The organism is Uliginosibacterium sediminicola (genome assembly GCF_039631295.1).
Taxonomy (GTDB): domain Bacteria; phylum Pseudomonadota; class Gammaproteobacteria; order Burkholderiales; family Rhodocyclaceae; genus Viridibacterium; species Viridibacterium sediminicola.
Genome location: NZ_JBDIVE010000008.1, coordinates 157,812 through 182,360, shown reverse-complemented (window position 1 = coordinate 182,360; position 24,549 = coordinate 157,812). Strand labels below are relative to the sequence as shown.

The window sequence follows — 24,549 nt, the reverse complement described above, 5'->3', positions numbered from 1 at the left end:
GGCAAGTTCCGCCGCAACTGGCCCGCTCATGCCACAGGCATCAGCGGGCTTTTTCCTTTGCCGGCGCAGTCGCCTTCTGTGCGGCCTCTTTTGCGGCCTCCTCTGTGTCCGTATCGCCGGCCTGCGCCGCGCGCTTGGCAAGCACCCGGCGCGCCAACTGCCAAGCCACGCTGCCCATGCTGAGGATGCGGCTCCAGCGCCCCGGCAGAACAGACAACAGGGTGCTGAAAATCTCGGCCCAATGGCCGCGCAAAAAGCCCTGCCCAAGCTCGCTGGCGCTGTGCGTAAAGGGTTCGGCCAGCGCGGCAATGTCTTGCCGGATGCTCAGGCGATAACGGCGCGCCTGCAGCTGCAAGGCCTGCTTGCGCAATTGACGGGTCAGCTGACGTTCATTCATGAGTCGGACTCCCGAGCCGTGCGCATGCTTTCGGCATCACGCTGAAACTCCTCCAGGGTGACCGCAAAGGGCGTCGGCGCACGCTGCAGACAACGGCGCAGAACCACAAAGCCAGCCAGCGCCAGCGCCGCAAAACACAGCATCAGCGCAGTCGCCGCCGCCAACAGATGACCACTGTGCCAGGCCAGCACAAGAACCAGCACGGCGCCAAAAATGGCGGCCAGCGCGGCGCACAGCAAGACGCCCAGCAGCAGCGCCAGATGCTTGATCTGGCGCTCCAGCTCTTCCTGCAGCTCCAGCCCGAAGAGGTCCACGCGGGTGGCGGCCAGCGCCGCCGCATGGCCCAGCAGGCGTCGCAGACGCTCGGAGAGTCCGCTCCCCATCCTAGCGACGCGCGATCAGCGCGCCGACCAGCAGGCCGACCACGGCACCGACGCCGATAGCTTTCCAGGGATTGGCATGCACGTATTCATCGGTCACACGCGCAGCGGCCTTGGCCTTGGCAACGGCCACTTCTTCCGCTTCGCCCAGGCGCGCCTTGGCGTCACGCAAGCCGGCGATGATGCGCGCTTGCAAAGCCTTGGCTTCTTCACCGGTTGCGTCCGCCACTTCGGAGAGCAGCTGTTCGGTTTCCTGCAGGATGTCTTTCGATTCGTCGAGCAAACTAGAAGTTGTATTCGCCATGAGAGTCTCCTGAAAAATGTCGAGACGGCATCATGTACAGAATGCACATGCGGGCCGTTCAAGCATTAGGACATGCGCCGCGTTACAAAGTTGCGCGCAGCCGCGTCAATTGCTGGCTGCCATGCAATGAAGCGCTATCATCGCAGCCATGTCTGCATCGATTCCTGCCTGGCTGCGCCGCTACCTGCCGCAGCTCTTCATCCTACTCCTGTTCGCCTTGCTGATCGCATGGCTCGGGCATAACGCGCTGGAGGCGATGCGCGCGCGCGGCATCCGCGCCGGCTTCGACTTTCTGCTGCAACCGGCCGGCTTCGAGATCAGCGAAAGCCTGCTCGATTACGATGCCAGCCAGAGCCTGTGGCGCGCCTTCGTTGTCGGCCTGCTCAACAGCTTGCGCGCCGCCTTGCCGGCCATCGTGCTGGCCAGCCTGCTCGGCACCGCGCTGGGAATTGGCCGCCTGTCGACCCACACGATCACGCGGCGTATCTGCGGCCTGATCATCGAGACGGTGCGCAACATCCCCTTGCTGCTGCAGCTCTTGATGATCTATTTCACGCTCAGCAATCTGCTGCCCGATGCCGAGGCTGCCATCCATCTGCTGCCGGGCGTGCTGCTGGCGCGCAGCGGGCTGTTCATGCCTGTGCTCGATTGCGCGGCGGGCTGCCACTGGCAGCTGCCGGAAGTCGCCGGTTTCGGCGTCGAGGGCGGCTGGTCGCTGAGTCCCGAATACCTCGCCGTGCTGCTGACGCTGAGCGTCTATGGCGCAGTGTTCATCGCCGAGATCGTGCGCGGCGGCATCCTCGCCGTGCCTGACGGCCAGCTCGACGCGGCCCGCGCGCTGGGCATGCGCCCCGGCCAGGTGATGCGCTACGTGACCCTGCCACTGGCACTGCGCAGCATCGTGCCGCCGCTGGGCAACCAGTACCTCAACCTGATCAAGAATTCCTCACTGGCAGTGGCCGTCGGCTACCCCGATCTGGTATCCATTTCAAATACCGCGCTCAACCAGAGCGGTCGCGCCTTCGAATGCATTGTGGTGGTGATGGCCAGTTACCTGAGCTTGTCTTTGCTGACGGCGGTGCTGCTGAATCTTTTCAATGCGCGCATCGCCTTGCGGGGTGAAGCATGAACTCAAGCTTGCTGGCGCGCTGGCCGCATCATCTGCAGACGCTGCTGTGGCTCGCCCTCGCCGTGCTATGCCTGATTCCAGCCTGGCAATGGGGCCTGACGCATGCGGTGTTCGGCGCCGACGCCGAGGCCTGCCGCGCGGCGCGCGGCGTTGGCGCCTGCTGGGGCGTGCTGGCGGAGAAGCACCGCCTGCTGCTGTTTGGTCGCTATCCCTATGCCGAGCAATGGCGCCCCTTGCTCGCCTCGCTGCTGATCATCCTCGCCCTGCTGGGCAGCTGCTGGCCACGCCTGTGGCGCCCCGCCCTGGTTGGCGCCTGGCTGTTGCTCGCAGCCTGTGTCGGCGTGCTCATGTACGGCGGCATCCTGGGGCTCGCCCGCGTTCCGAGCGCGCAATGGGGTGGCTTGCCACTGACCCTGATCGTCGCCATCAGCGGAACGGTCCTGGCGTTGCCGCTGGCTTGCCTGCTGGCGCTCGGGCGGCGCTCGCAACTGCCACTGCTGAAAAGCCTCTGCGCCAGCTACATCGAACTGGTGCGCGGCGTGCCCTTGATCAGCCTGCTGTTCATGGCGGCCTTCCTGTTCCCACTGCTGCTGCCGCAGGCCTGGCATGTGGACATGCTGCCGCGCGTGATCATCGCCATCGCCTTGTTTGCGGCGGCCTATCTGGCGGAAGTGATTCGCGGCGGCCTGCAGGCGGTCTCGGCAACGCAATATCAAAGTGCGCTGGCGCTGGGTATGCGCTACAGCCAGGCGATGCGCTACATCGTGCTGCCGCAAGCCTTCCGCGCTGCGCTGCCGGCGCTGATCAGCAACTTCGTCGGCATCTTCAAGGACACCTCGCTGATCTCCATCGTCAGCCTGCACGAACTCACCGGCGCACTGTCGCTGGCGCTGGGCGGCGATCCGGACTGGCGGCCGTTCTACCTGGAGGCGTATCTATTCATCGCCCTGGTGTATTGGGCGTTCTGCTACGGCATCTCGCGCTTTGGCCAGGCGCTGGAAACGCGCCTGCGCCATGGTCAGGCGCTGCGCCTGAACCGCTGAACCACTGAGCCGCGCTACACCGCGAACTGCATCGGCGAGGCGGTGTGCGCCATGCCGCGCTGAAAGGCGATCACCTCGCCTTGCGGCAGCGGCTGCCAGGCTTCATCGGTGAGCGGCGCCGTGGCGACGATAACCATGCGGTCGTCGAGATGGTTGTGGCGCGCGAAATCGATGTTCATCGCGCAATCGAGCAGACGTGCGCAGCCGAAGGGATAGGCGCGCTGCACGTAGCTCAGTTCGGTGGCGCGGCGTGCGAACAGGGTCTCGCCATTGGACATCACGAAATTGAAGCTGCCATGGCGGGCCAGCTTGGCGCTGACGGCGTCGAGGCAATCAATCTGCGCCTGCAGCTCGGGCGCCTGCTCGCCGAACTCCTCACGCAAGGCATTGAGCAGGCTGCAGAAGGCCAGCTCGCTATCGGTCTGACCGACGGCGCGGAAATGCCCCGTGGCAGAGGCATCGACCTGTTCCAGTGTGCCATTGTGGGCAAATGCCCATTCGCGGCCCCACAGCTTGCGCACAAAAGGATGGCAGTTTTCGCTGGTTACTGCACCACGCGTGGCCTTGCGGATATGCACGATGATGTTGCAAGCGCTGACCGCTTGCTGCTGCACCGCCTGCGCCAGCGGCGAGCGGGCCGAAGCCTGCTCATCGATGATGTGACGGCAGCCTTCCTCGCCGAAGAAGGCGGCGCCCCAGCCGTCGGCGTGTTCGCCGGTCTCGCCACCGCGTCGCAGAAAGCCTGCGAGCGAGAAATCAAGCCGCGCAGGCTTGAAGGAATTCATCGCCAACAACTGGCACATCACAACTCCATTGCAAATACATGACTGCACTAACGGCAAGCATGTAGCAAAGTAGATGCCACATGCACGCCGGGCGACGAGCGTTCAGCACAGCATGCGCCGAAAAACCACGTCATCAAGCCTTAACGCACAAGGTTGCGGAAAGAACACCGTCACCGCAAGCATTTTTCTATATAAAACTAAAGAATAAACAAAACACTATTTATTATTTATTGATCTAAGCATTGCTTCATAGACTGGGCGCTCGAACGAAACACAGGCCACTGTGTTCAAGGACAAGCAGAGCAAGGAACAATGACTGCCATCACCCACACCCCTCCCGCCAAACCCAGACGCGTCCTGCCCGGCTTCAGGCTGACGCTGGGCTTCAGCCTGCTTTATCTCTCCCTGATCGTGCTGATCCCGCTTGCAGCGGTGTTCTTCAAGACCGCCAGCGGCGGCTGGGAGCACTTCTGGCAAACCGTGACCTCGCCGCGCGTAATGGCCTCTTACCGGCTCTCCTTCGGTGCGGCGCTGATCGCCGCCGCGATCAACAGCGTGTTCGGCCTGCTGCTGGCCTGGAGCCTGGTGCGCTACCGCTTCCCCGGTCGCAAGCTGATCGATGCCCTGGTCGACCTGCCCTTCTGCCTGCCCACCGCCGTGGCCGGCATCGCGCTCACCGCCATCTATGCGCCCAAGGGCTGGGTCGGCTCGCTCGCGGCTGAACACGGCATCCGTATCGCCTTCACGCCCTGGGGCATCCTGATTGCGCTGATTTTCATCGGCCTGCCCTTCGTGGTGCGTACCGTGCAGCCGGTGCTCGAAGAGCTGGAAACCGAGCTTGAAGAAGCCGCCGCCAGTCTCGGTGCCAAGCGCTGGCAGACCTTCCGCCTGGTGCTGCTGCCGGCCTTGCTGCCCGCGCTGCTGACCGGCTTTGCGCTGGCCTTTGCCCGCGCGGTCGGAGAATACGGTTCGGTGATCTTCATTGCCGGCAATATCCCGATGATCTCGGAGATCACGCCGCTGATGATCATCACCAAGCTGGAGCAATACGACTACACAGGCGCCACCGGGATTGCCGTGGTCATGCTGCTGCTGTCTTTTGTCTTGCTGTTCATCATCAATGGTTTGCAGGCCTGGGCCTCGAACCGCATCGGGAGAGTTGAATAATGGCTGGCGTCGTCACCGCTTTGCACGCAGGCGCACTGCAGCAACATCGCCATTACGAGGACAGCCCGGCCACGCGCGACGCGAGCTGGGTGAAGTGGAGCATCCTCGCGGTATCGCTGCTGTTCTTCACCTGCTTCCTGCTGTTTCCGCTGATCACGGTGTTTGTCGAAGGCCTCAAGAAAGGCTGGGACGCCTACACCGCTGCGGTCACTGAACCGGACACCCTCTCGGCGATCAAGCTCACGCTGATCGCTGCCGCGATTGCCGTGCCGCTGAATCTGGTGTTCGGTGTGTCGGCTGCCTGGGCGATCGCCAAGTTCGATTTCCGTGGCAAGCAGCTGCTGATCACCCTGATCGACCTGCCCTTCTCGGTATCGCCGGTTGTCGCCGGCCTGATCTACATCCTGCTGTTCGGCTCACAGGGTTGGTTCGGCCCCTGGCTGCAAGCGCATGACATCAAGATCGTGTTTGCCGTGCCGGGCATCGTGCTGGCCACCATTTTCGTCACCTTCCCCTTCGTGGCGCGCGAGCTGATCCCGCTGATGCAGGCGCAAGGCAAGGACGAGGAAGAAGCCGCCGTGGTACTTGGCGCCAGTGGCTGGCAGACCTTCTGGCACGTCACCCTGCCCAATGTGAAATGGGGTCTGATCTACGGCGTGGTCTTGTGTAATGCCCGCGCCATGGGCGAGTTCGGCGCGGTGAGCGTGGTCTCCGGTCACATCCGTGGTCTAACCAATACGCTGCCGCTGCAGATCGAGATCCTCTACAACGAGTACCAGTTTGCAGCTGCATTCTCGGTGGCCTCGCTGCTGGCCCTGCTGGCCCTGGTCACCCTGGTTCTCAAGCAGTTCATCGAATGGCGTGCCGCCGTGGCAGCACGCGAAGCCGCCGCAGAATAAGTCAGTCGGAAGAAAGTCAAAAATGAGCATCCAAGTTCAGAACATACAAAAGCGCTTCGGCAACTTCGTCGCCCTCGACAATGTCACGCTGGATTTCCCGACTGGCGAACTGGTCGCCCTGCTCGGCCCCTCCGGTTGCGGCAAGACCACCCTGCTGCGCATCATCGCCGGCCTCGAAAACGCCGACGCCGGCAATGTGATCCTCGAAGGCACTGACGCCTCCGACACCCATGTGCGCGAGCGTCAGGTCGGCTTCGTGTTCCAACACTACGCCCTGTTCCGCCACATGACCGTGTTTGATAACGTCGCTTTCGGCCTGCGCGTCAAGCCGCGCAGCGAGCGCCCGTCGGAAGCGAAGATCCGCGAAAAGGTCAGCGAGCTGCTCAAGCTGGTCCAGCTCGACTGGCTCGGCGACCGCTTCCCCTCGCAACTCTCCGGCGGCCAGCGCCAGCGCATCGCCCTGGCGCGTGCCCTGGCGGTGGAACCGCGCGTGCTGCTGCTCGACGAACCCTTCGGCGCGCTCGACGCCAAGGTGCGCAAGGAACTGCGCCGCTGGCTGCGCCGCCTGCATGACGAGCTGCACATCACCTCGATCTTCGTCACCCACGACCAGGAAGAAGCCCTCGAAGTGGCCGACCGCGTGGTGCTGATGAACCGCGGCCGCATCGAGCAACTGGGCACGCCCGAAGAAGTCTGGTCGGCGCCGAAGACACCCTTCGTCTACAGCTTCCTTGGCGCAGTCAATCTGTTCCACGGACGCGCCGACAGCGGCCAAGTCAAGGTCGGCGATCACGCCCTGCGTCACGAAGAAGACGCCCTGCCGCACGGCGCCGAAGTCGTCGCCTTCGCCCGCCCGCATGAACTTGATATCGTCACCGATCTGGACAATGCCGAAGGCATCCGCGCCCGCATCACGCGCATCCTCGCCTTCGGCCTGACCGCACGTGTCGAACTCGAACGTCAGGAAGGCGAGACCACGCATCACCACGAAGTCGAACTGACGCTCGAGCGCCTGATCGCACTGCAACTGAAGGACGGCCTCGAAGTACGCCTGGTCCCCTCGCGTCTCAAGGTCTTCGAACACGCTGCCGACACTCCCATCGGCTCACGCAAAGAGGCGCATGCATCATGAATTTCCAGCAGCTCCGCATCATCCGCGAGACCGTCCGCCAGAACTTCAACCTGACCGATGTCGCCAACGCCCTGTTCACCTCGCAACCGGGCGTCTCCAAGCACATCAAGGACCTTGAAGACGAGCTTGGCGTCGAACTCTTCATCCGCCGTGGCAAGCGCCTGCTGGGCCTCACCGAGCCGGGCAAGGAACTCGTGGTGATCGTCGAACGCATGCTGCTCGACGCACGCAACATCAAAAAGCTCGCCGACCAGTTCACGCAGAAGGACCAGGGCCAGCTGACTATAGTCACCACCCACACGCAGGCGCGCTACGCCCTGCCCAAAGTGGTCACTAGCTTCAAGCAGGAATACCCCAAGGTGCACCTGGCCCTGCACCAGGGCAGCCCGCAGGAGATCGTGCAACAGCTGCTCTCCGGCGAAGCCGACATCGGCATCGCCACCGAATCGCTGGACACCGAGAGCGAGCTGGTCACCTTCCCCTATTACGACTGGCACCACGCCGTGCTCGTCCCGGCCGGTCACCCCCTGCTCGACGTGCAGCCGCTGAGCCTCGCCGCGCTCGCCGAGTACCCCATCGTCACCTATCACACCGGCTTTACCGGCCGCAGCAAGATCGACCGCGCCTTTGCCGAAGCCAATCTGTCACCAGACATCGTGATGTCCGCCCTCGACGCCGACGTCATCAAGTCCTACGTCGAACTCGGCCTCGGTATCGGCATCATCGCCCCCGGCGCCTACAACGCAGCCAAGGACAACGACCTGCGCCTCATTGAAGCGCCCGAGCTGTTCGCCCTCAACACCACGCGCATCGCCGTCCGCCGCGGCCACTACCTGCGCGGCTACGCCTACCGCTTCATCGAGCTCTGCGCCCCCCTGCTCACCGAAGCCAACGTCCGCGCCGCCGTCTCGCCCCAACGCGAAGCCGGCTTCTGAAGCACTCGCTTTCGACACCACTCCGGGTAATAATAGCGGGCTCCCCAGCCCCCTCGCCCGGGTGGTGAAATTGGTAGACACAAGGGACTTAAAATCCCTCGGCGGCAACGCTGTACGGGTTCGACCCCCGTCCCGGGCACCAGCAAAACAAAGACTTAGCTAGAGATCGGCATGCCGACCACAAAGCCAAGCCCAAAACCCCCGGACAGCCTTCGCGCGCGCATTGCGCGCAGACTCCTCCACCAAGCCTCGGCGCCAGCCAAGCGCATAGGTTGAACACGCCCTAGATTCCTCAACACATCGATTCAATATGTCGATACGCTCGACACCTTCTGAAAACATGTCGATCTGGCGGAGATTTTTCGACTGATGGCCGCGTCTATCGTCTTTGAGCCGAGCAAGTCCCGCCACGCACCCATGGCCCAGCCTCCGGTAGCGCTCGAAGCACTTGCCATCCGTAGCCTGATGCAAGACACCGCCGAAACGATGCGCCGCAACGCCCGGCAGATCTACAGCCGGGAACTCGTCGAACTCATTTTCGAGCAGCTTTCTTGCCGCATCGGCGACCTGGTTGATGCAGGGCCCGCGCAGCAGCGAACCGCTTCCACACACATCAAGAAACTGTGCAACATTGGCACACTGCGCGAGGAAAAAGCGGGCCTGGAAAAGCTATTCATTCGCCCCTGCCACAGCGCCTCATCGATTCGAGCCAGGCCGTATGAACCTCGTCAAAGCCCCACAACACGTTTGCACCGACTCGAGCGCAACACCAGCAAGCTAGCCCCACAGGAGAGAGCTTGACCATGCCCAAGACAACACCGCCAGCGGCGCCTTCCGGCTTTTTCGACGAGGTTCGCAGCATCCTGCGCGAAGCGCGCAGCACCGCCTATGCCGCCGCCAATACCGCCATGGTGGACGCCTACTGGCGTATCGGGAGACGCATTGTCGAAGAAGAGCAAGGCGGCGCCGCACGCGCCGAATACGGTAGCCAACTCATCCGCAACCTCGCCCGCGCGCTGGGCGAAGAATTCGGCAAGGGTCTTTCGGTTGCCAATCTCAAGAATTTCAGACAGTTTTATCTAACTTTTCCCGAAGCCGGAAAAGGCTACGCACTGCGTAGCGAATTGAGCTGGACGCACTGGCGCCTCGTCATGCGCGTCGACCACCCGCAGGCCCGCGCCTACTACATCGAAGAATGCGCCCGCCAGCAATGGAGCTCCCGCATGCTGGAGCGCGCCATCGAAACCTGCAGCTACCAACGACTGCTCGCGGACCCAGCGCCCAGCGCCCCGGCCGGCCGGCCCCCCAAGTCCGGACCCACGCCCCACCAACTCCTCAAAGACCCCTACATCCTCGAATTCCTCGACCTACCGGAAGCTCACACACCCAGCGAGCGCCAGCTCGAAGGCGCTCTCGTCACCCGGCTGCGCGACTTCCTCATGGAACTCGGCAAAGGCTTCTCCTTCGTCGGCCGCCAATACCGCATCAGCACCGAGAGCAGCCACTTCTACGTCGACCTCGTTTTCTACAACTACCTGCTCAAATGCTTCGTCCTCATCGACCTGAAGACGAAAAAACTCAGCCACGGTGACATCGGCCAGATGGACATGTACGTGCGCATGTTTGACGACCTCAAGCGCGGCGAGGGTGACAACCCCACGCTCGGCATCATCCTCTGCGCCGACAAAGACGAAACCCTCGTCCGCTACTCCGTGCTCAGCGAGAGCCAGCAACTCTTCGCCTCCCGCTATCGCCTCGTCCTGCCCAGCGAAGAAGAACTGCAAGCCGAGCTTGAACGCCGCCATATCCTCGACTGGCCAGCGCAAGACGAAGGAAGCGAGTCATGAGCATCGGCAAGCTCGTAGATGCCGGGCTAGCGCACCGCCAGACCGCCTCTGCGCACCGCAATAAACTGTGCAACATTGGCATACTGCGAGAAGAGAAGGCGGGACGAGAAAAATTGTTTATCCATCCAGCGCTGCTATCGCTCATTAAACACAATCCAGATTCGGACCGATCTACCCCATGAGCTTAGTCAAATCAAAACAACGCGTCGCAGACCATGGCGAGGTCTTCACCCCAGCATGGATGGTTGATGCCATGCTCGATCTGGTGAAGGACGAATCAGAACGAATCGACGCCCGCTTTCTTGAGCCGGCTTGCGGTAGCGGCAACTTCATCGTGCGCATCCTGCAGCGCAAGCTTGCCGCCGTGGAGATCAAATACGGCAAGTCCGATTTCGAACGGCGTCATTACGCGCTGCTCGCGCTCATGTGCATCTACGGCATCGAGTTACTGCCTGACAACATCGTTGAGTGCCGCACCAACATGCTGGAAATTCTGGCTGGCTACCTGAATCTTGATGAAGGCGACGACCTCTATCGGGCAGCATCCCACGTACTTTCACTCAATCTCGTTCACGGCGATGCACTCACTATGCTTGAGCAAGACAAGAAACCCATCACCTTTGCCGAATGGGGCTATCTCGGCAAGGGCAAGTTTCAGCGGCGCGACTTCCGCTTGGATGTGCTGACTGGTTCATCAGCCTTCAGCGCAGAAGGCTCACTCTTTGCCAGCCTCGGCAAGCACGAGATTTTCACACCAGCCAAGACCTGGCCACCCATGACGCTAAGCGAACTAGCCAATCAGGAGGGCAAGCAAACATGAGTGTTGCACCGGACGCGTTGATCGAGCAAGCCAGTTTCACACTAAGAGGCCGCAACCCGGACGTGCTCACCTGCATTGCCAACCTCTCCAACGACGAGGTGTTCACCCCGCCCGAGTTCGCCAATCGCATGCTCGACACCCTGGCCGCCGCATGGGCCGAAAGTCACGATGGCGCCAATCTGTGGGCCGACAGCAGCGTGCGCTTTCTCGATCCCTGCACCAAGTCCGGAGTTTTCCTGCGCGAGATCACCCGCCGCCTCACCGAAGGACTGGCCGGCGAAATGCCGGACCTCGCAACCCGCGTCAATCACATCCTCACCCGCCAGGTCTTCGGCATCGGCATCACCCAGCTAACCAGCCTGCTGGCGCGGCGTAGCGTGTACTGCTCCAAGCATGCTGACGGGCCGCATTCGATTGCCAAGGGGTTCTCAAGTGAGGCCGGCAACATTTGGTTTGAGCGCTTGGAGCACACATGGGACAAAGGCAAATGTGAGTATTGCAATGCGAACCAGGCGACTTACGACCGTGGCGAAGGTATGGAAACCCACGCCTATGCCTTCATTCACACTGACAACATCACGACTCGTATTGCCGAGTTGTTTGGAGAAAACATGCAGTTCGACGTGATCATTGGGAACCCGCCGTACCAATTGAAAAGCGATGGGGGAAGTCGCGACATTCCCATCTATCATCATTTTGTGGAACAAGCCAAGAAGCTTGAACCGCGCTATCTGGCGATGATTATTCCGTCACGTTGGATGGCTGGCGGGCTTGGGTTGAGTGAGTTCCGCGAGACTATGCTCAGCGACACACGTATTCGCAATCTCGTCGACTATCCCAATGCTGCGGACGTTTTTCCCTCAGTGGGGATCAATGGGGGCATATGTTATTTCCTGTGGGAGGCGGCACATAGCGGACCGTGCGACTTTTCAAATGTTCGGTCTGGCGACGTTTACGGCCCTACGAGTCGAGCACTCAACGAGTTTGACGTATTGGTTCGCGATACCCGAGCTTTAAACATCCTACGCAAAGTTCTGGCCCACAACGAAACGTCCATCAACACGATCCTTGCACGCGACAAAGAGTTTGGTTGGACGTCAAACTTTGACGGCTTCCATAAGAAGGAACGTGAAGGCGACTTGCCGCTTTACTACATTCGTACGATGAAGCGCTCCGTGGGCTATATCGCACGGACAGAGGTAACAAAAAGCGAACACCTGATTGACACTTGGAAGTTGCTTGTACCAAAGGTTGGTTCTGGCCGAGAAAGAGAGCGAAGCGGGGTTGATCTTGTCCTAGGCCCATCGCAAATTGCGCCTTCACCGTCGGTGTGTACGCAATCGTTCCTATTCTTCTACGTATCCTCAAGCGAAGAGGTGGAGAGCCTTCAGTCCTATTACAAAACTCGATTCTTTCGGTTTTTAGTTTCCCTCCGAAAGATCACTCAGGATGCTACTCACTCGACATATAAATGGGTTCCGATGCAAGCATGGGACCGTAAGTGGACGGATGAAATGCTCTACGCAAAGTACGACATCTCGGATGACGAGCAAGCTTTCATTGAATCGTTGATCCGTCCGATGGGCGAGGCTGATGAGTAAAACCGTCGACGAGATCCTCGCCCCCAAACCCGAAGCGCGGCCACGCATCTACGTCTATTCGATTGCCGATGCGGCACACGCGGGGCAGCTCAAGGTGGGGCAGACCACGCGTGAGGTGAGGCAGCGCGTGGCCGAGCAGCTCAAGACCGCCGCGATCAAGAATTTCACCATTGAGCTTGATGTGCCTGCCGAGCGCGACGATGGCAGCCTCTTCAGCGACCATGAGGTGCGGGCAGCACTGGTGCGCAAGGGTTTCGAGAACACGGAGCTGGAGTGGATGCGCTGCACTGTTGCGGATGTGCAGACCGTGCTGGCCGAGTTGCGCACAGGCAAGCCCCTGGGCGGCACGCATCACGAAAGCTTTCCGCCACGCCGCGAGCAGCGTGAGGCAGTGGACAAGACCTTCGACTACTACCAGTCGATCTGGGCAGAAAATCCGAAGGCAGTACCGCGCTTTTTGTGGAACGCGAAGATGCGTTTCGGCAAGACCTTCACGAGCTATCAACTGGCGAAGAAGCTCGGCGCCCGCCGCGTGCTGGTGCTGACCTTCAAGCCTGCGGTGGAAGATGCCTGGCAGAGCGACCTTGAAAGCCATGTGGATTTTGATGGCTGGCAGTATCTGTCGCGCTCATCGGGCAGCGACCCGACGCAGATTGACCGCAACAAGCCGGTGGTGTACTTCGGCTCCTTCCAGGACTTGCTGGGCCGCGATGACGTCGGCAACGTGAAGCCGACGAACGAGTGGCTGCACACGGTGAACTGGGACCTCGTGGTGTTCGACGAATACCACTTCGGCGCCTGGCGTGACACGGCCAAGGAGCTGTTCGAGGGGGAGGAAGATGCTGTCGCTAAGAAAGAGGCCAAGCTTGAGTACGCGGGCGGGCTGGATGAGTTGAACGAAGACCTCAGCGTGCTCTCGGAGAAGGAAACAGAGTTCCTGCCGATCACCACGCGAGCCTATCTCTACCTCTCCGGCACACCGTTCAAGGCGCTGGCGACGGGCGAGTTCATCGAAGAGCAGATTTTCAACTGGACCTACACCGACGAGCAGCGCGCCAAGGAAGCGTTTGCGGCGGAACATCCGGACAAGCGTAACCCCTACGGCGCCTTGCCGCAGATGCGTTTGCTCACCTACCAGATGCCCGATGAGCTGATTACGGTGGCGAGTTCTGGCGAGTTCGATGAATTCGACCTCAATGAGTTCTTCGCGGCCAAGGGCACAGGCAAAGCGGCCGAGTTCACGCACAAGAGCGACGTGCAGAAGTGGCTGGACATCATCCGGGGCGGCTACGCGCCGACATCGGTGGAGCACCTAAAGACCGGCACACGGCCGCCATTTCCGTACTCCGATGTGCGCCTGCTGCCCTACCTGCAGCATTCATTCTGGTTCCTGCCCAATGTGGCGGCCTGCCACGCCATGGCGAACCTTTTGGCAGAGCGGCACAACACTTTCTGGCACGGTTACGAAGTGCTGGTTGCCGCCGGGGCCTCTGCGGGCATCGGGCTGGAAGCCTTGCCGCCGGTGCGCCGTGCGATTGGCAGCGGTTTCGAGAGCAAGACCATCACGCTCTCCTGCGGCAAACTCACCACGGGCGTGACCGTGCCGCAGTGGTCGTCCATCCTGATGCTGCGCAATCTCAAGTCGCCGGAGACCTATTTCCAGGCCGCGTTCCGCGTGCAGTCGCCGTGGTCGATCAAGAATCCCAACGGTGACAATCCGAACGAGGAAGAAATCCTCAAACCCGCCTGCTTCGTCTTCGACTTTGCGCCGACGCGGGCGCTGCGACAGCTCTCGGAGTACGGTATCGGGCTGTCGCCCAATGAATCGAACCCGGAAAACGCGGTCAAGGATCTGGTCGCCTTCCTGCCCGTGCTGGCCTACGACGGCGCGAACATGACGCAGATCGACGCGGGCGGCATTCTCGACATCGCCATGGCGGGTACTTCCGCCACGCTACTGGCGCGCAAGTGGGAAAGTGCGCTCTTGGTGAACGTGGACAATGACACCCTGCGCCGCATCATGGACAACCCCGAGGCCATGGCCGCGGTGGAGCGCATTGAGGGCTGGCGCGCGCTGGGTGACAAGATCATCGAGACCATCATCAACAAAAGCGAGAAGGTTAAAGATCTCAAGAAAAAGGCCAAGGAAGGCAAACTCAGCGCTAAGGAGAAAAAGGAGCTGACGGACGCGGAGAGGGAATACAAGTCCAAGCGCAAGCTGATCCAGGAAAAGCTGATCAAGTTCGCCACGCGCATCCCCGCCTTCATGTACCTCACCGATTTCCGTGAGAACACGCTGCGCGATGTGATCACTAGGCTGGAGCCGGAATTGTTCCAGGCCGTCACTGGTTTGACGGTGAGCGACTTCCATTTGCTTGTGCGCCTCAAGGTCTTCAACACCGAGCAGATGAATCAGGCGGTGTTCGCATTCCGCCGCTATGAAGATGCGTCACTGCGTTACACAGGGATCGAGAGCCACGAAGGCTTGGCGCATTACGGGCTGTATGACACAGTCGTGGCACTGGAAAAGACCTGATCTACGGAACAGAGGAAAACCCAAGCCCTCTGGACTACCACCGCCCGAGCCGAATCGAGCTGAAACACCAGCACAATCAAATCAAATCATGAGCCGAATAATGATAAAATTCGGCTCACTCCATTTTCGAGCCGCGCTCTGATGCCCCGCTGGATCTGGCAACACCCCAACTGGCCGCAGGTTACCTGGCAAGCGGACACCCTAGCGCCCTTGCTGCGTCAGGTCACGCTCGCCCAGGGCGCCCTGCTCGGCCGTACTCAAGGCTCAGAGCCCGCGCTGCGCACCGAATTCACACTCGATGCCCTGCTGCAGAACATCGTCAATTCCAGCGCCATCGAGGGCGAAACCCTCAATGTTGGCTCTGTGCGTTCCAGCATCGCTCGCCGCCTTGGCCTACCCGACGGAAACGCATCCCCGCCCGAAGCGCGCAGCGAAGGCCTTGCCCAAATCATGTGGGATGCCACCACCGAGCTTGATACGCCGCTCAGCGAAGCGCGCCTGCTGCAGTGGCACGCCTGGCTCTTCGCAGGCGACGATGGCTTTCTCGGTCGCAAGATCCGCATCGGCGACTGGCGCGGGCTGAACGCCATGCAGGTCGTCTCCGGCCGCATCGACCGCCCCACCGTGCACTTCGAGGCTCCGCCGCGTGAAGGCCTTGAAGCGCGTATCGCCGAATTTCTCACCTGGTTCAACACCAGCCGGACAAACGCCACGCTCGACCCGCTCTTGCGCGCCGCCATCGCTCACTTCTGGTTTGTCACGCTCCACCCCTTCGACGACGGCAACGGCCGCCTCACTCGGGCGCTCACCGACCTTGCACTTGCTCAAGGCGAGCAGCAGAGCATTCGTTTCTACGCCATGTCCGCGGCCATCCTCGCCGAGCGCAAGGCCTACTACGCCCAGCTCGAAGCCGCACAGAAGATGCGCGCCAGCGCTGAGCCGTTGGACCTCACTCCGTGGCTCAGCTGGTTTCTCGGCACCCTGCTGGCTGCCATCCAGAGCGCCTCGACGCAGATCGACCGCGTACTGGGCAAAAGCCGTTTCTGGCTGCAGCACCGCGCCCAAGGGCTCAGCCCCGAGCAGGTCAAAGTGCTCAACCGCCTGCTCGATGGCGACCAGCCCGACCGTGGTGGTTTCGAGCAAGGCATCAGCGCCGCCCAGTATCAAGCCGTCGCCAAGGTCTCCAAGGCCACCGCCACCCGCCACCTTGCAGACCTCGTCACGCGCGGCTGCCTCGTCAAACTCCCCGGCGGGGGCCGCAGCACCCGCTACCAGATCCAATTACTCAAATAGCATCAAGCCCTATCGGTACAGGGTCGAAACAGTCATCACACCACGCCATTCGCTAACGTCAATGCCGGGTCAGCTTCAACTGAACGCCGTAATCGGCCGATTGCGCATCAGGCTCCAGCCCGCGTGCTGGCTGGTGCCCGGCTCGCGGGCGGATTGCGTGTGGTAGGCCCACAGGATTTCCGTGAAATTAAGCTTGAATTGCTCGGTCGGCATGTCGTCGGGGTGCGATTGCAGCTGGATTTCGCTGATGATGGCGTCGCGCAGGGCGAAGCTCATGATGGTGGCGATGGCATCCCCCGTGTTGCGGCAGATGTAGATGCGGCTTGGCTGCTCGGCGCCCTGCCCCAGCGGCTGGGCGCGCAGGCAGTGGTCGTAGAGCTTCACCGAGCTTTGATCGACGTATTTCACGCAGGTGAATTCGGTCACAACGGGGCGTCCAGAGCTGCGGGCGCTGTTGCTGATATCAGTCGTCATTTGCTGCTTCATGCCTTGATGCAGCGAGATCAGTTCAATGCAGGGGCCAAGCTCGGGGAGCTGGGTGCGCCAGGCCTGGTCGGTGGTCAAATGGCTGTCCGCAGCGATAGGCGCTGTGCCTAGCAGGCTGCTGTCGCCGGGCTGGAGGAGGATCAGGTCCATCTTGGACTCCGTGTAAAAGCGCTGGCGGCCGGCTCAGGCCGGCAGATCAGCGACGATGTGGATCGAGCTGGCCAGCGCACCGAGCTGGAAGTGGGGCTTGATGAAGATATTGCTCTTGTAGCTGCCGGGTGCGCCGGGTACTTCTTCAACACTGATCTGAGCAAAGCGCAGGGGAAAAGCGGCTTTGACTTCCGCCGGGGCGTCTTCATCGAGCAAGACGTATTGCGCGACCCAGGCGTTGAGAAATTGCTCGACATTGGCGCGCGTGAGAAAGCTGCCAATCTTGTCGCGGATCATGACTTTGACGTAATGCGCGATGCGCGTGGAGACCAGCATGTAGGGCAGGCTGCAGGCCATGGCGGCATCGGCATTGGCGCCGTCGCTCAAGTTTTTGCGTGCCTGCTGGCTGCTGTGCGTGCCGAGGAAAGCGGCGCTGCCCTCGCCCTTGCGATGACACAGGGCGATGAAGCCCAGATCGCGCAATTCCCTTTCGCGGCGCAGGCTGATATCCAGCTCGGTCGGCCCCAGCGTTCGCGGCCTGCCGGCGACATCGCCATCGTCTTTGATCTGCCAGTACGGCAAGCCCTCGACCAGACCGCCGCCCTCCACGCCGCTGATCGCCGCAGGCCAGCCATAGGTGGCGAAGGCCTGGGTGATGCGCTCGACCAGCAGATACGCGGCATTGCCCCACAGCAGTCGTTCAGGCGCGGGGCCTTGTGCGGCGTCAGGGCCAAGCTCTTCCTCGAAGCACACACCGTCTGCTGCGATCTTTTCGGTGCCGTGGCCATAGGGCAGGCGCATCAGCACGCGCGGCAGCACCAGGGCGACGTAGCGGGCATCTTCGCTGTCGCGGAAATCGCGCCAGCCGCTGAGCTCGACGGATTCGAAAATCTTGCTCAAGGTGCGCGGTTTGCGCAGATCGGCAAACTGCCGCAAGTCGAACAAGTCCGGCGCTGCGGCGGTGATGAAGGGCGCATTGGCGGCGGCGGCGATGGCCGCCATCTTGCGCAGGAAGCTCAGGTCTTCGGCACTCCGGCCCACTTCGTAATCAGCCATCAGCACGCTGTAAGGCTCGCCGCCGAGCGTGCCGAACTCGGCCTCGTAGATCAGCTTGAAGAGATGGCTCTGATCGAATTCGACAGCCTTTTCCAGATCTTCATACACGGCCTGCTTGCTGGCGTTGAAGACGCGCAGCTTCAGATTGGCGCCGGTTTCGCTCTGCGCGACCAGGCGGTGCAGGCCACGCCAGCTCGCTTCCAGGCGCTGAAAGCTCGGCGCGTGCATGATCAGCGAGAGCTGCTGGCTGAGCAGCGCATCGATGCGCGCAATGCCCTGATCCAGCAAGCGCTGTGGCGCGGCAGCGGGCGTGTCGGCCAGCAGCGGCAAGACATAGGTCGTCAGCGCGGCCTGCAAGGCATCAAGGTGCTCCGCGACATACTCGCTGGCAAGCGCCTGCACGGCACGATCCCGCCCATCCGGCGCTGCGCTGAAGATCGCGCTGAGTTGCTGTGCGCAGCGCTCATCGGCGTCCGCATGCGCTTGCAGGCTGCGCAGCGCAGTGCGCTGCACGAATACGCGGTTCAGGACATCCAGCTGGCGGACGATGCTGAGCGGTTCAAAGTCGGCCAGGGAGCTGAAGCTGAGCGCGCCCTGCAGCATCGCCCCGCCACCGCTGATGAGGTCGGCCACCTCGGCGAGCGAAACGCGTGGCGCACAGGCGCGCAGCACGGCATCGAAGTTGTCGCGGTCAATGTCGAGCATCTGCCGCGTCTTGAAGGCGCCCGCCGCATCGGCGTCGCCACTGAGCTCGGCAAAGATGCCGACGATGAAGGGCAGCTCGCGCTTTTCGATGCTGCCGGCGCTCTCCACGTCGTAAGTGATCCGCACACGCGGCGGACGGACGCGCAATAACTTTTTCTGGATGCTTTCGCTCATCTCTGGCCTCATTCAAGGCCCTGAAGGCTACCTGCAAACCGCGCCGCAGCCTAGCCGCGCCGCATCAGGCTGGCAGCGGAGAAGGCTGCGCAGCAGCCACAAAACAAAAAGCCGCCCGAAGGCGGCTTTTTGATATTTGGCGGAGTGGACGGGGCTCGAACCCGCGACCCCCGGCGTGACAGGCCGGTATTCTAACCAACTGAACTACCACTCCATGCTCCAGACCGAAGTCTGAAGCCTTTTAACTGCAAGCTGCCGGCTACACTTTTACTGCAACCAGCTGCCAGAAATCTGGCGTCCCCACGGGGATTCGAACCCCGGTACTTACCGTGAAAGGGTAATGTCCTAGGCCTCTAGACGATGGGGACAGAGGCAAAACAACATATTCCTGCAGCCGGCTCATCTTCGTCGATGAAGCGCTGGCTGATCAGATCAGCGCGCCCGGACAGCTACAAAAACTTGCTGCTTACACTACATAGCAAAACGCCTGGCATATCGTGTGAGGACGAATTTGCCAGGCGCTTTGCATGATTGGCGGAGTGGACGGGGCTCGAACCCGCGACCCCCGGCGTGACAGGCCGGTATTCTAACCAACTGAACTACCACTCCATGCTCCAGACCGAAGTCTGAAGCCTTTTAACTGCAAGCTGCCGGCTACACTTTTACTGCAACCAGCTGCCAGAAATCTGGCGTCCCCACGGGGATTCGAACCCCGGTACTTACCGTGAAAGGGTAATGTCCTAGGCCTCTAGACGATGGGGACAGAGGCAAAACTAAACTTCTACTGCTGTACTGCATTCTTCGTCAGTTGGTGGAGGTAAGCGGGATCGAACCGCTGACCTCTTGCATGCCATGCAAGCGCTCTCCCAGCTGAGCTATACCCCCCGGCAACGAAGAAGCGAAATTATAGAAACCAAAGACCCGTTCGTCAACACCAGAATGCAATTTTTTTACTGTCTGCATTCAAGGCCGGGCCGCATCACAGCAGCTTTCCCGGGTTCATCAGACCGGCCGGATCAAAGGCCTCCTTGATACTGCGCATCAAGCCCAGCTCAAGGGCTGATTTATAACGCGTAATCTCCTCACGTTTCAACTGTCCCAGGCCATGTTCAGCTGAAATCGAGCCGCCCAGCGCCGCCACGATGTCGTGCACGATGCGATTGACGGCCTCGGTCTGGGCGATGAAGGCGGCGTTGTCGCCCGCTACCGGCTTGGACAGGTTGTAGTGCAGATTACCGTCGCCGACATGGCCAAAGGCCACGCAGCGCACATCCGGGAACTGCGCCTGCAGCGCCGCCCCCGCCTGCTGCAGGAAATCGGGAATGCTACTCACCGGCACCGCCACATCGTGCTTGATGCTCACGCCCTCGATGCGCTGCGCTTCGGAAATGTTCTCACGCAGCGCCCACAGCGCCAGCGCCTGCGCTTCACTGGCCGAGAGCACGACATCGAGCAGGCGCCCTGCTTCGAGCTCGGCGCCCAGCACGGTTTCGAGCACGCCTTGCAAGTCGGCCTCTACCGCAGGATCGCTGAGTTCGATCAGCACATACCAGGGCGCCACGTCCTGCAAGGGATCGGTGGTGCCCGGAATGTGTTGCAAGACCATCGCCAGAGCCTGGCGCGAGATGATCTCGAACGCTGTCAGCCGCTCGCCGCAGCCGCTACGCACGGCGGCCAGCAAGCTGATCGCCTGCTCGGCGCTGGCCAGCGCGGCCCAGGCCACGACACGGCTGCGCGGCAGCGGGAACAGCTTGAGCACGGCGGCGGTGATGATGCCCAGCGTGCCCTCGGCGCCGATGAAGAGATGCTTGAGGTCGTAGCCGGTGTTGTCCTTGCGCAGGCCGCGCAGGCCTTGCCAGATCTCGCCGCTGGGCAGCACCACTTCGAGCCCGAGGCTCAGCTCGCGCGTGTTGCCATAGCGCAGCACCTGCACACCGCCGGCATTGGTCGACAGATTGCCGCCGATCTGGCAGCTACCTTCGGAGGCCAGCGACAGCGGGAACAAGCGCTCCTCCGCTGCCGCTGCGGCCTGTACGGCAGCCAGGGTGCAGCCGGCTTCAACGGTAATCGTATTATTGGCCGCATCGATGGCGCGCACGCGGTTCAGGCGCGCGAGGCTGATCAGCACTTCATCACCGTCCGCGTGCGGCACGCCACCACCGACCAGGCCGGTATTGCCGCCCTGCGGCACCATCGGCCGCTTGGCGGCGACACAGGCACGCACCACGGCGGCCACTTCCTCGGTAGAACCCGGCCGCACCACGCACAGGGCGCGGCCCTTGTAGCGGCCACGCCAATCCAGTTCATAAGCGGCGCGATCAGCGTCCGCCGTCAGCACATGAGCGTCGCCCACAATGGCGCGCAATTGCTCGATGAAAGCCTGCATGGAATTCAATTGCCTTTCGAGAGGCGCTCGGCCAAGCGCGCCTGGTAATCGGCGGGCACGCAAAGTTGCGGCTTGCCCGCCTCGGCCAACAGGATATTGATGCGCGCCAGGCGGCCCAGCAAACCCGCGCGTGCTTCAGGAGCGGATTCGGTAGCCAGCTGCAGGGCCAGATCGACCGCACGCTTGTGCATTTCCAGCTCGGGCGGGATGTAGCCGGCGTTCTTGAGGATGCGGAAGGCGACGCGCTCTTCCTCGGGGACCAGACTCAGATCTTCTTCCGGCAAGGGCTGGCCGGCGCCAGGCAGATTGTCGAAGGCGCCGGCATCGCGCGCCTGTTCAATGCGTTGTTCAGCCAGCAGATCAAGCAAGAGCATGGCGACCTCTCGGATACATCAGCGCGGCACGCCTAGGCCCGGCAGCACAGATAGACGCCCACGAAGATCAGGTAGGCAAGGCCGATGCCGGCCAGCAACAGGCGCTTGAAACGCGCGTAACGCAGCAGCACGGCAGGCATCAGCAGCGCAGCGCCAAGCAGCAACAAGCCGACCAGCGCCGCATGGCCGCTGCCGAGGCGGATGTCGGCATAGCCGCCCAGCGCCAGACTGCGCTCGCTGAGCGCCATGAAGGCCAGGCCGGCAAAGCCGGCGAACCACAGGCAACAGACGCAATGCTCGAGAACGGAAGGTCTGTTGCGGTACATGCTGCGCCTTATTCGTCCGCGTAGATCGGCTCGGCGTAGAGGTCGTGCACATCGCAGTCCGTCACGCGCACGCGGTAGAAACCGCCAACCTCCATCTCCTGCCCGTCGGGAATCATCACCAGGCCGTCGATCTCCGGTGCATCGCCCTCGCTGCGGGCAATGGCGCCTTCCTCATCGACATCATCAACCAGCACCACGATTTCCTTGCCGATCTTGGCCTCCAGGCGACGCGTCGAGATGTCTTCCTGGAACTCCATCAGGCGCTGCTTGCGCTCCTCGCGCAGTTCGTCGGGCACGGCATCCGGCAATGCATTGGCGGTCGCACCTTCGACCGGCGAATAGGCAAAGCAGCCGACGCGATCAAGCTGCGCTTCTTCGAGGAAGCCGAGCAGCTCTTCGAACTCGGCATCGGTCTCGCCGGGGAAGCCGGCGATGAAGGTGCTGCGGATGGTGAGATCCGGACAGATCTCGCGCCAGCGGCGGATGCGTTCGAGATTGTTCTCGGCGCTGGCCGGGCGCTTCATCAACTTGAGGATGCGCGGGCTGGCGTGCTGGAAGGGCACATCCAGATACGGCAGGATCTTGCCCTCGGCCATCAGCGGGATGATGTCATCGACATTCGGGTAGGGATAGACGTAGTGTAGGCGCACCCACACATCCAGCTCCGAGAGTGCATTGCACAGGTCGTAGAGCTTGGTCTTGACCGGCTTGCCGCCGATGAAGCCGGTCTTGTATTTCACGTCGACGCCGTAAGCGCTGGTGTCTTGCGAGATCACCAGCAGCTCCTTGACGCCGGAATTGACCAGGGCTTCGGCTTCGCGCATGACTTCGTGGATCGGCCGCGAGACCAGATCGCCACGCAGCGAGGGAATGATGCAGAAGGTGCAGCGGTGATTGCAGCCTTCGGAAATCTTCAGGTACGCGAAGTGATCCGGCGTCAGGCGCACGCCTTGCGGCGGCACCAGATCGGTGAAGGGATCGTGCGGCTTGGGCAGGTAGGCGTGCACCGCCGTCATCACTTCCTCGGTCGCGTGCGGGCCGGTCACCGCCAGCACCTTGGGATGCACGCTCTCGACGATGCCGCTGCCGTCCTGATTCTTCTTCGCGCCCAGACAGCCGGTCACGATGACCTTGCCGTTCTCGCGCAAAGCTTCGCCAATGGCGTCCAGCGATTCTTCGACGGCCGCGTCGATGAAGCCACAGGTATTGACGACGACCAGATCGGCGCCGGCGTAGTTCGAGGAGATGTCGTAGCCCTCGGCGCGCAAGCGCGTGAGGATGCCTTCGGCGTCTGAAGCGGCCTTGGGGCAGCCCAGGGAAACAAAACCAACGCGGGGAGTGGTGGTACTCAAATCAGCTCAACCTTCCGGAAACTGCGAATGCGGCCCATGCCGCGTTTCGCTTCAATCCGCCGATTCTACCAGCTACGCCGGGCAACACCCTGTTACATAAGGACTGGAACCTCGGCCAGGGTGAGGGCACTCCAAGCTTGCGACCGGTCAGTGAGCCGGCCCCCTCTATCTCTCAAGGAGTTTGACATGACACGCTTTGCTATCGCCCTGCCCGTTCTGCTCGGTTTCGCAAGCCTGGCGCAGGCCGCCCCCGCCCCCCACATCGTCAGCCCGCAACAACTGGACATGATCCAGCCCGGCGAGCCGGCCAAGCAAGTGATTGCCATGCTCGGCAAGCCCGAATTCAAGCCGGCCTGGCTTGACGGCAGCTACTCGCTGGCCTACGAAACACCGTCGAGCGACAACTTCGGCTCAGCCCAGCTCTACATCAACGTCGATAAGCAAACCCACAAGGTCATCGGCTATCAAGTCGCCGAAAACGACTGAGGGCTGCGCACATAGAACAACAGCGCCCGCAGGCGCTGTTGTTTGATCGATGCTGAAGGTTCAAGACTTGTCGCCCGGCGGCTTGCTGCCCGGGAAGGGAAAGCCGGTAAACAAGGTGCGCGTCTGTGACTCGATCTGCTCCTGCATCTGCGAGAACATGCGCCGGCTCTGATCAACGTAGGCCGTCATCATGCTGTTGAGTGCCGGCCCCTGGAAGTTGAGGAACTGCGCCCACAGATCCTTGCTCATCGGGCTGTTTTCGCCGTAGAGGGACTTGGTCTGTTCCTGCAGCTTGGCCTGCATCTCGGTGAAGGCCGAGATGTTGTTCTCGAGGTAGCGCCCCATGAAGCCCTGCATGGCATTGCCATAGAAACGAATCATGTGGGAGAGCACATCGCTGGAGAACATCGGCGAACCGCCACTCTCCTCTTCGAGAATGATCTGCAGCAGGATGCTGCGCGTGAGATCTTCGCCCGACTTGGCGTCGATGACCTGAAACTCTTCCTGTCCCAGCACCAGATCGCGCACATCGGCGAGGGTGATGTAACAGCTCGAAGCCGTATCGTACAAACGGCGATTGGGATACTTCTTGATAAGTCGTGAGTGATGCTCCGCCATGTCTTCCTCCGCATTCCTGCTGCTGGTTATGGCGCTGTGCCCGGTAATAACAATTTACCCGTCGCGTCGCCTTGTGTGTTTTGCTGCGATTATAACAGCGCGAAAAATTCAGCCCCGCAAAGAAATTCAAACACCAGCGCGGAACTAGTTCTCGCTGTAGCACAGGCG

At 61.6% G+C, this 24,549-nt stretch carries 25 protein-coding genes and 6 tRNA genes; 15 read left to right on the top strand and 16 right to left on the bottom strand.

The genetic code is table 11. The features are described from left to right. Positions 1 to 40 precede the first annotated feature (40 nt). From ABDB84_RS14850 to ABDB84_RS14840, 3 genes are read right to left on the bottom strand one after another with little or no spacing between them, the layout of a single operon-like run. The gene (locus ABDB84_RS14850) at positions 41 to 397 is read right to left on the bottom strand and encodes a hypothetical protein (RefSeq protein ID WP_345920528.1); all 357 of its coding nucleotides are present in this window, start codon (positions 395 to 397) and stop codon (positions 41 to 43) included. After that, a complete protein-coding gene (locus ABDB84_RS14845; RefSeq protein ID WP_345920527.1) occupies positions 394 to 780 on the bottom strand; it encodes a phage holin family protein in 387 nt (128 codons plus the stop codon). The genes ABDB84_RS14850 and ABDB84_RS14845 overlap by 4 nt, the downstream gene beginning before the upstream one ends. A gap of 1 nt (position 781) precedes the next feature. Next, a complete protein-coding gene (locus tag ABDB84_RS14840) occupies positions 782 to 1,081 on the bottom strand; it encodes an ElaB/YgaM/YqjD family protein (protein ID WP_345920526.1) in 300 nt (99 codons plus the stop codon). Positions 1,082 to 1,229: 148 nt separating this feature from the next. Between ABDB84_RS14840 and ABDB84_RS14835 the strand changes: the two genes are divergently transcribed. Both ABDB84_RS14835 and ABDB84_RS14830 read left to right on the top strand, forming a co-directional pair. Next, a complete protein-coding gene (locus ABDB84_RS14835; protein ID WP_345920525.1) occupies positions 1,230 to 2,210 on the top strand; it encodes an amino acid ABC transporter permease in 981 nt (326 codons plus the stop codon). Then, entirely contained in the window at positions 2,207 to 3,253 is a 1,047-nt protein-coding gene (locus ABDB84_RS14830) for an amino acid ABC transporter permease (protein WP_345920524.1), read from the top strand. Before ABDB84_RS14835 ends, ABDB84_RS14830 begins: the two co-directional genes overlap by 4 nt. 14 nt (positions 3,254 to 3,267) lie before the next feature. Here ABDB84_RS14830 and ABDB84_RS14825 read toward each other — a convergent pair whose 3' ends face one another. Next, entirely contained in the window at positions 3,268 to 4,056 is a 789-nt protein-coding gene (locus ABDB84_RS14825; protein ID WP_345920523.1) for a class II glutamine amidotransferase, read from the bottom strand. Positions 4,057 to 4,350: 294 nt separating this feature from the next. Between ABDB84_RS14825 and cysT the strand changes: the two genes are divergently transcribed. The 12 genes from cysT (at position 4,351) to ABDB84_RS14765 (ending at position 16,268) form a co-directional block, all read left to right on the top strand. After that, complete coding sequence (gene cysT / locus ABDB84_RS14820) at positions 4,351 to 5,205, top strand: sulfate ABC transporter permease subunit CysT (protein ID WP_345920522.1); 855 nt, start codon at positions 4,351 to 4,353, stop codon at positions 5,203 to 5,205. After that, positions 5,205 to 6,104 (top strand): sulfate ABC transporter permease subunit CysW, encoded by a 900-nt coding sequence (gene cysW, locus ABDB84_RS14815; protein WP_345920521.1) that lies wholly within the window; start codon positions 5,205 to 5,207, stop codon positions 6,102 to 6,104. The genes cysT and cysW overlap by 1 nt, the downstream gene beginning before the upstream one ends. A gap of 22 nt (positions 6,105 to 6,126) precedes the next feature. Next, positions 6,127 to 7,236, top strand: coding sequence for a sulfate/molybdate ABC transporter ATP-binding protein (locus tag ABDB84_RS14810; RefSeq protein WP_345920520.1), 1,110 nt, complete (start codon positions 6,127 to 6,129; stop codon positions 7,234 to 7,236). After that, the gene (locus ABDB84_RS14805) at positions 7,233 to 8,171 is read left to right on the top strand and encodes a CysB family HTH-type transcriptional regulator (RefSeq protein ID WP_345920519.1); all 939 of its coding nucleotides are present in this window, start codon (positions 7,233 to 7,235) and stop codon (positions 8,169 to 8,171) included. The genes ABDB84_RS14810 and ABDB84_RS14805 overlap by 4 nt, the downstream gene beginning before the upstream one ends. A gap of 55 nt (positions 8,172 to 8,226) precedes the next feature. After that, a tRNA-Leu gene (locus ABDB84_RS14800) sits at positions 8,227 to 8,313 on the top strand. 227 nt (positions 8,314 to 8,540) lie between these two features. Then, positions 8,541 to 8,972 (top strand): hypothetical protein, encoded by a 432-nt coding sequence (locus ABDB84_RS14795; RefSeq protein ID WP_345920518.1) that lies wholly within the window; start codon positions 8,541 to 8,543, stop codon positions 8,970 to 8,972. A gap of 2 nt (positions 8,973 to 8,974) precedes the next feature. Continuing rightward, complete coding sequence (locus ABDB84_RS14790) at positions 8,975 to 10,018, top strand: PDDEXK nuclease domain-containing protein (protein WP_345920517.1); 1,044 nt, start codon at positions 8,975 to 8,977, stop codon at positions 10,016 to 10,018. Beyond that, entirely contained in the window at positions 10,015 to 10,200 is a 186-nt protein-coding gene (locus ABDB84_RS14785) for a hypothetical protein (RefSeq protein WP_345920516.1), read from the top strand. The genes ABDB84_RS14790 and ABDB84_RS14785 overlap by 4 nt, the downstream gene beginning before the upstream one ends. Continuing rightward, on the top strand, positions 10,197 to 10,838 hold the full coding sequence (locus ABDB84_RS14780) for an N-6 DNA methylase (RefSeq protein ID WP_345920515.1): 642 nt from the start codon (positions 10,197 to 10,199) through the stop codon (positions 10,836 to 10,838). The genes ABDB84_RS14785 and ABDB84_RS14780 overlap by 4 nt, the downstream gene beginning before the upstream one ends. Then, positions 10,835 to 12,439, top strand: coding sequence for an Eco57I restriction-modification methylase domain-containing protein (locus tag ABDB84_RS14775; RefSeq protein WP_345920514.1), 1,605 nt, complete (start codon positions 10,835 to 10,837; stop codon positions 12,437 to 12,439). The genes ABDB84_RS14780 and ABDB84_RS14775 overlap by 4 nt, the downstream gene beginning before the upstream one ends. Further along, positions 12,432 to 14,975: a DEAD/DEAH box helicase family protein gene (locus ABDB84_RS14770; protein ID WP_345920513.1), complete on the top strand. Its 2,544-nt coding sequence runs from the start codon at positions 12,432 to 12,434 to the stop codon at positions 14,973 to 14,975. The genes ABDB84_RS14775 and ABDB84_RS14770 overlap by 8 nt, the downstream gene beginning before the upstream one ends. A gap of 141 nt (positions 14,976 to 15,116) precedes the next feature. Further along, positions 15,117 to 16,268 carry a Fic family protein gene (locus tag ABDB84_RS14765; RefSeq protein ID WP_345920512.1) on the top strand — a complete coding sequence of 384 codons (1,152 nt, stop codon included), beginning with the start codon at positions 15,117 to 15,119 and terminating at the stop codon, positions 16,266 to 16,268. A gap of 75 nt (positions 16,269 to 16,343) precedes the next feature. Here ABDB84_RS14765 and ABDB84_RS14760 read toward each other — a convergent pair whose 3' ends face one another. From ABDB84_RS14760 to rimO, 11 genes are all read right to left on the bottom strand, one after another. Continuing rightward, on the bottom strand, positions 16,344 to 16,904 hold the full coding sequence (locus tag ABDB84_RS14760; RefSeq protein WP_345920511.1) for a type VI secretion system tube protein Hcp: 561 nt from the start codon (positions 16,902 to 16,904) through the stop codon (positions 16,344 to 16,346). Positions 16,905 to 16,937: 33 nt separating this feature from the next. Further along, positions 16,938 to 18,839, bottom strand: coding sequence for a type VI secretion system contractile sheath large subunit (gene tssC, locus ABDB84_RS14755; RefSeq protein ID WP_345920510.1), 1,902 nt, complete (start codon positions 18,837 to 18,839; stop codon positions 16,938 to 16,940). 137 nt (positions 18,840 to 18,976) lie between these two features. Continuing rightward, positions 18,977 to 19,053: transfer RNA gene (locus ABDB84_RS14750), tRNA-Asp, on the bottom strand. Positions 19,054 to 19,131: 78 nt separating this feature from the next. Beyond that, positions 19,132 to 19,207: transfer RNA gene (locus ABDB84_RS14745), tRNA-Glu, on the bottom strand. Positions 19,208 to 19,371: 164 nt separating this feature from the next. Further along, positions 19,372 to 19,448, bottom strand: a tRNA-Asp gene (locus ABDB84_RS14740). Positions 19,449 to 19,526: 78 nt separating this feature from the next. Then, a tRNA-Glu gene (locus ABDB84_RS14735) sits at positions 19,527 to 19,602 on the bottom strand. Between the two features lie 46 nt (positions 19,603 to 19,648). Continuing rightward, a tRNA-Ala gene (locus ABDB84_RS14730) sits at positions 19,649 to 19,724 on the bottom strand. 94 nt (positions 19,725 to 19,818) lie between these two features. Then, a complete protein-coding gene (locus ABDB84_RS14725) occupies positions 19,819 to 21,225 on the bottom strand; it encodes an FAD-binding oxidoreductase (protein ID WP_345920509.1) in 1,407 nt (468 codons plus the stop codon). A 5-nt stretch (positions 21,226 to 21,230) separates the two neighbouring features. Next, positions 21,231 to 21,599: a DnaJ family domain-containing protein gene (locus tag ABDB84_RS14720; RefSeq protein ID WP_345920508.1), complete on the bottom strand. Its 369-nt coding sequence runs from the start codon at positions 21,597 to 21,599 to the stop codon at positions 21,231 to 21,233. Positions 21,600 to 21,631: 32 nt separating this feature from the next. Beyond that, positions 21,632 to 21,925: a hypothetical protein gene (locus ABDB84_RS14715; RefSeq protein ID WP_345920507.1), complete on the bottom strand. Its 294-nt coding sequence runs from the start codon at positions 21,923 to 21,925 to the stop codon at positions 21,632 to 21,634. A gap of 8 nt (positions 21,926 to 21,933) precedes the next feature. Beyond that, entirely contained in the window at positions 21,934 to 23,277 is a 1,344-nt protein-coding gene (gene rimO / locus ABDB84_RS14710) for a 30S ribosomal protein S12 methylthiotransferase RimO (RefSeq protein ID WP_345920506.1), read from the bottom strand. A 186-nt stretch (positions 23,278 to 23,463) separates the two neighbouring features. Here rimO and ABDB84_RS14705 point away from each other — a divergent pair, with 186 nt between their 5' ends. After that, on the top strand, positions 23,464 to 23,763 hold the full coding sequence (locus ABDB84_RS14705) for a hypothetical protein (protein ID WP_345920505.1): 300 nt from the start codon (positions 23,464 to 23,466) through the stop codon (positions 23,761 to 23,763). Positions 23,764 to 23,823: 60 nt separating this feature from the next. On the opposite strand, the gene phaR is transcribed toward ABDB84_RS14705, so the two are convergent. Further along, a complete protein-coding gene (gene phaR / locus ABDB84_RS14700) occupies positions 23,824 to 24,381 on the bottom strand; it encodes a polyhydroxyalkanoate synthesis repressor PhaR (RefSeq protein WP_345920504.1) in 558 nt (185 codons plus the stop codon). Positions 24,382 to 24,549: the final 168 nt, after the last annotated feature.

Bases quoted from the DNA above. Each gene is read 5' to 3' on its own strand.
- ABDB84_RS14850 (WP_345920528.1), bottom strand. From the start codon at position 397: ATGAATGAACGTCAGCTGACCCGTCAATTGCGCAAGCAGGCCTTGCAG.
- ABDB84_RS14845 (WP_345920527.1), bottom strand. From the start codon at position 780: ATGGGGAGCGGACTCTCCGAGCGTCTGCGACGCCTGCTGGGCCATGCG.
- ABDB84_RS14840 (WP_345920526.1), bottom strand. From the start codon at position 1,081: ATGGCGAATACAACTTCTAGTTTGCTCGACGAATCGAAAGACATCCTG.
- ABDB84_RS14835 (WP_345920525.1), top strand. From the start codon at position 1,230: ATGTCTGCATCGATTCCTGCCTGGCTGCGCCGCTACCTGCCGCAGCTC.
- ABDB84_RS14830 (WP_345920524.1), top strand. From the start codon at position 2,207: ATGAACTCAAGCTTGCTGGCGCGCTGGCCGCATCATCTGCAGACGCTG.
- ABDB84_RS14825 (WP_345920523.1), bottom strand. From the start codon at position 4,056: ATGTGCCAGTTGTTGGCGATGAATTCCTTCAAGCCTGCGCGGCTTGAT.
- cysT (WP_345920522.1), top strand. From the start codon at position 4,351: ATGACTGCCATCACCCACACCCCTCCCGCCAAACCCAGACGCGTCCTG.
- cysW (WP_345920521.1), top strand. From the start codon at position 5,205: ATGGCTGGCGTCGTCACCGCTTTGCACGCAGGCGCACTGCAGCAACAT.
- ABDB84_RS14810 (WP_345920520.1), top strand. From the start codon at position 6,127: ATGAGCATCCAAGTTCAGAACATACAAAAGCGCTTCGGCAACTTCGTC.
- ABDB84_RS14805 (WP_345920519.1), top strand. From the start codon at position 7,233: ATGAATTTCCAGCAGCTCCGCATCATCCGCGAGACCGTCCGCCAGAAC.
- ABDB84_RS14795 (WP_345920518.1), top strand. From the start codon at position 8,541: ATGGCCGCGTCTATCGTCTTTGAGCCGAGCAAGTCCCGCCACGCACCC.
- ABDB84_RS14790 (WP_345920517.1), top strand. From the start codon at position 8,975: ATGCCCAAGACAACACCGCCAGCGGCGCCTTCCGGCTTTTTCGACGAG.
- ABDB84_RS14785 (WP_345920516.1), top strand. From the start codon at position 10,015: ATGAGCATCGGCAAGCTCGTAGATGCCGGGCTAGCGCACCGCCAGACC.
- ABDB84_RS14780 (WP_345920515.1), top strand. From the start codon at position 10,197: ATGAGCTTAGTCAAATCAAAACAACGCGTCGCAGACCATGGCGAGGTC.
- ABDB84_RS14775 (WP_345920514.1), top strand. From the start codon at position 10,835: ATGAGTGTTGCACCGGACGCGTTGATCGAGCAAGCCAGTTTCACACTA.
- ABDB84_RS14770 (WP_345920513.1), top strand. From the start codon at position 12,432: ATGAGTAAAACCGTCGACGAGATCCTCGCCCCCAAACCCGAAGCGCGG.
- ABDB84_RS14765 (WP_345920512.1), top strand. From the start codon at position 15,117: ATGCCCCGCTGGATCTGGCAACACCCCAACTGGCCGCAGGTTACCTGG.
- ABDB84_RS14760 (WP_345920511.1), bottom strand. From the start codon at position 16,904: ATGGACCTGATCCTCCTCCAGCCCGGCGACAGCAGCCTGCTAGGCACA.
- tssC (WP_345920510.1), bottom strand. From the start codon at position 18,839: ATGAGCGAAAGCATCCAGAAAAAGTTATTGCGCGTCCGTCCGCCGCGT.
- ABDB84_RS14725 (WP_345920509.1), bottom strand. From the start codon at position 21,225: ATGCAGGCTTTCATCGAGCAATTGCGCGCCATTGTGGGCGACGCTCAT.
- ABDB84_RS14720 (WP_345920508.1), bottom strand. From the start codon at position 21,599: ATGCTCTTGCTTGATCTGCTGGCTGAACAACGCATTGAACAGGCGCGC.
- ABDB84_RS14715 (WP_345920507.1), bottom strand. From the start codon at position 21,925: ATGTACCGCAACAGACCTTCCGTTCTCGAGCATTGCGTCTGTTGCCTG.
- ABDB84_RS14705 (WP_345920505.1), top strand. From the start codon at position 23,464: ATGACACGCTTTGCTATCGCCCTGCCCGTTCTGCTCGGTTTCGCAAGC.
- phaR (WP_345920504.1), bottom strand. From the start codon at position 24,381: ATGGCGGAGCATCACTCACGACTTATCAAGAAGTATCCCAATCGCCGT.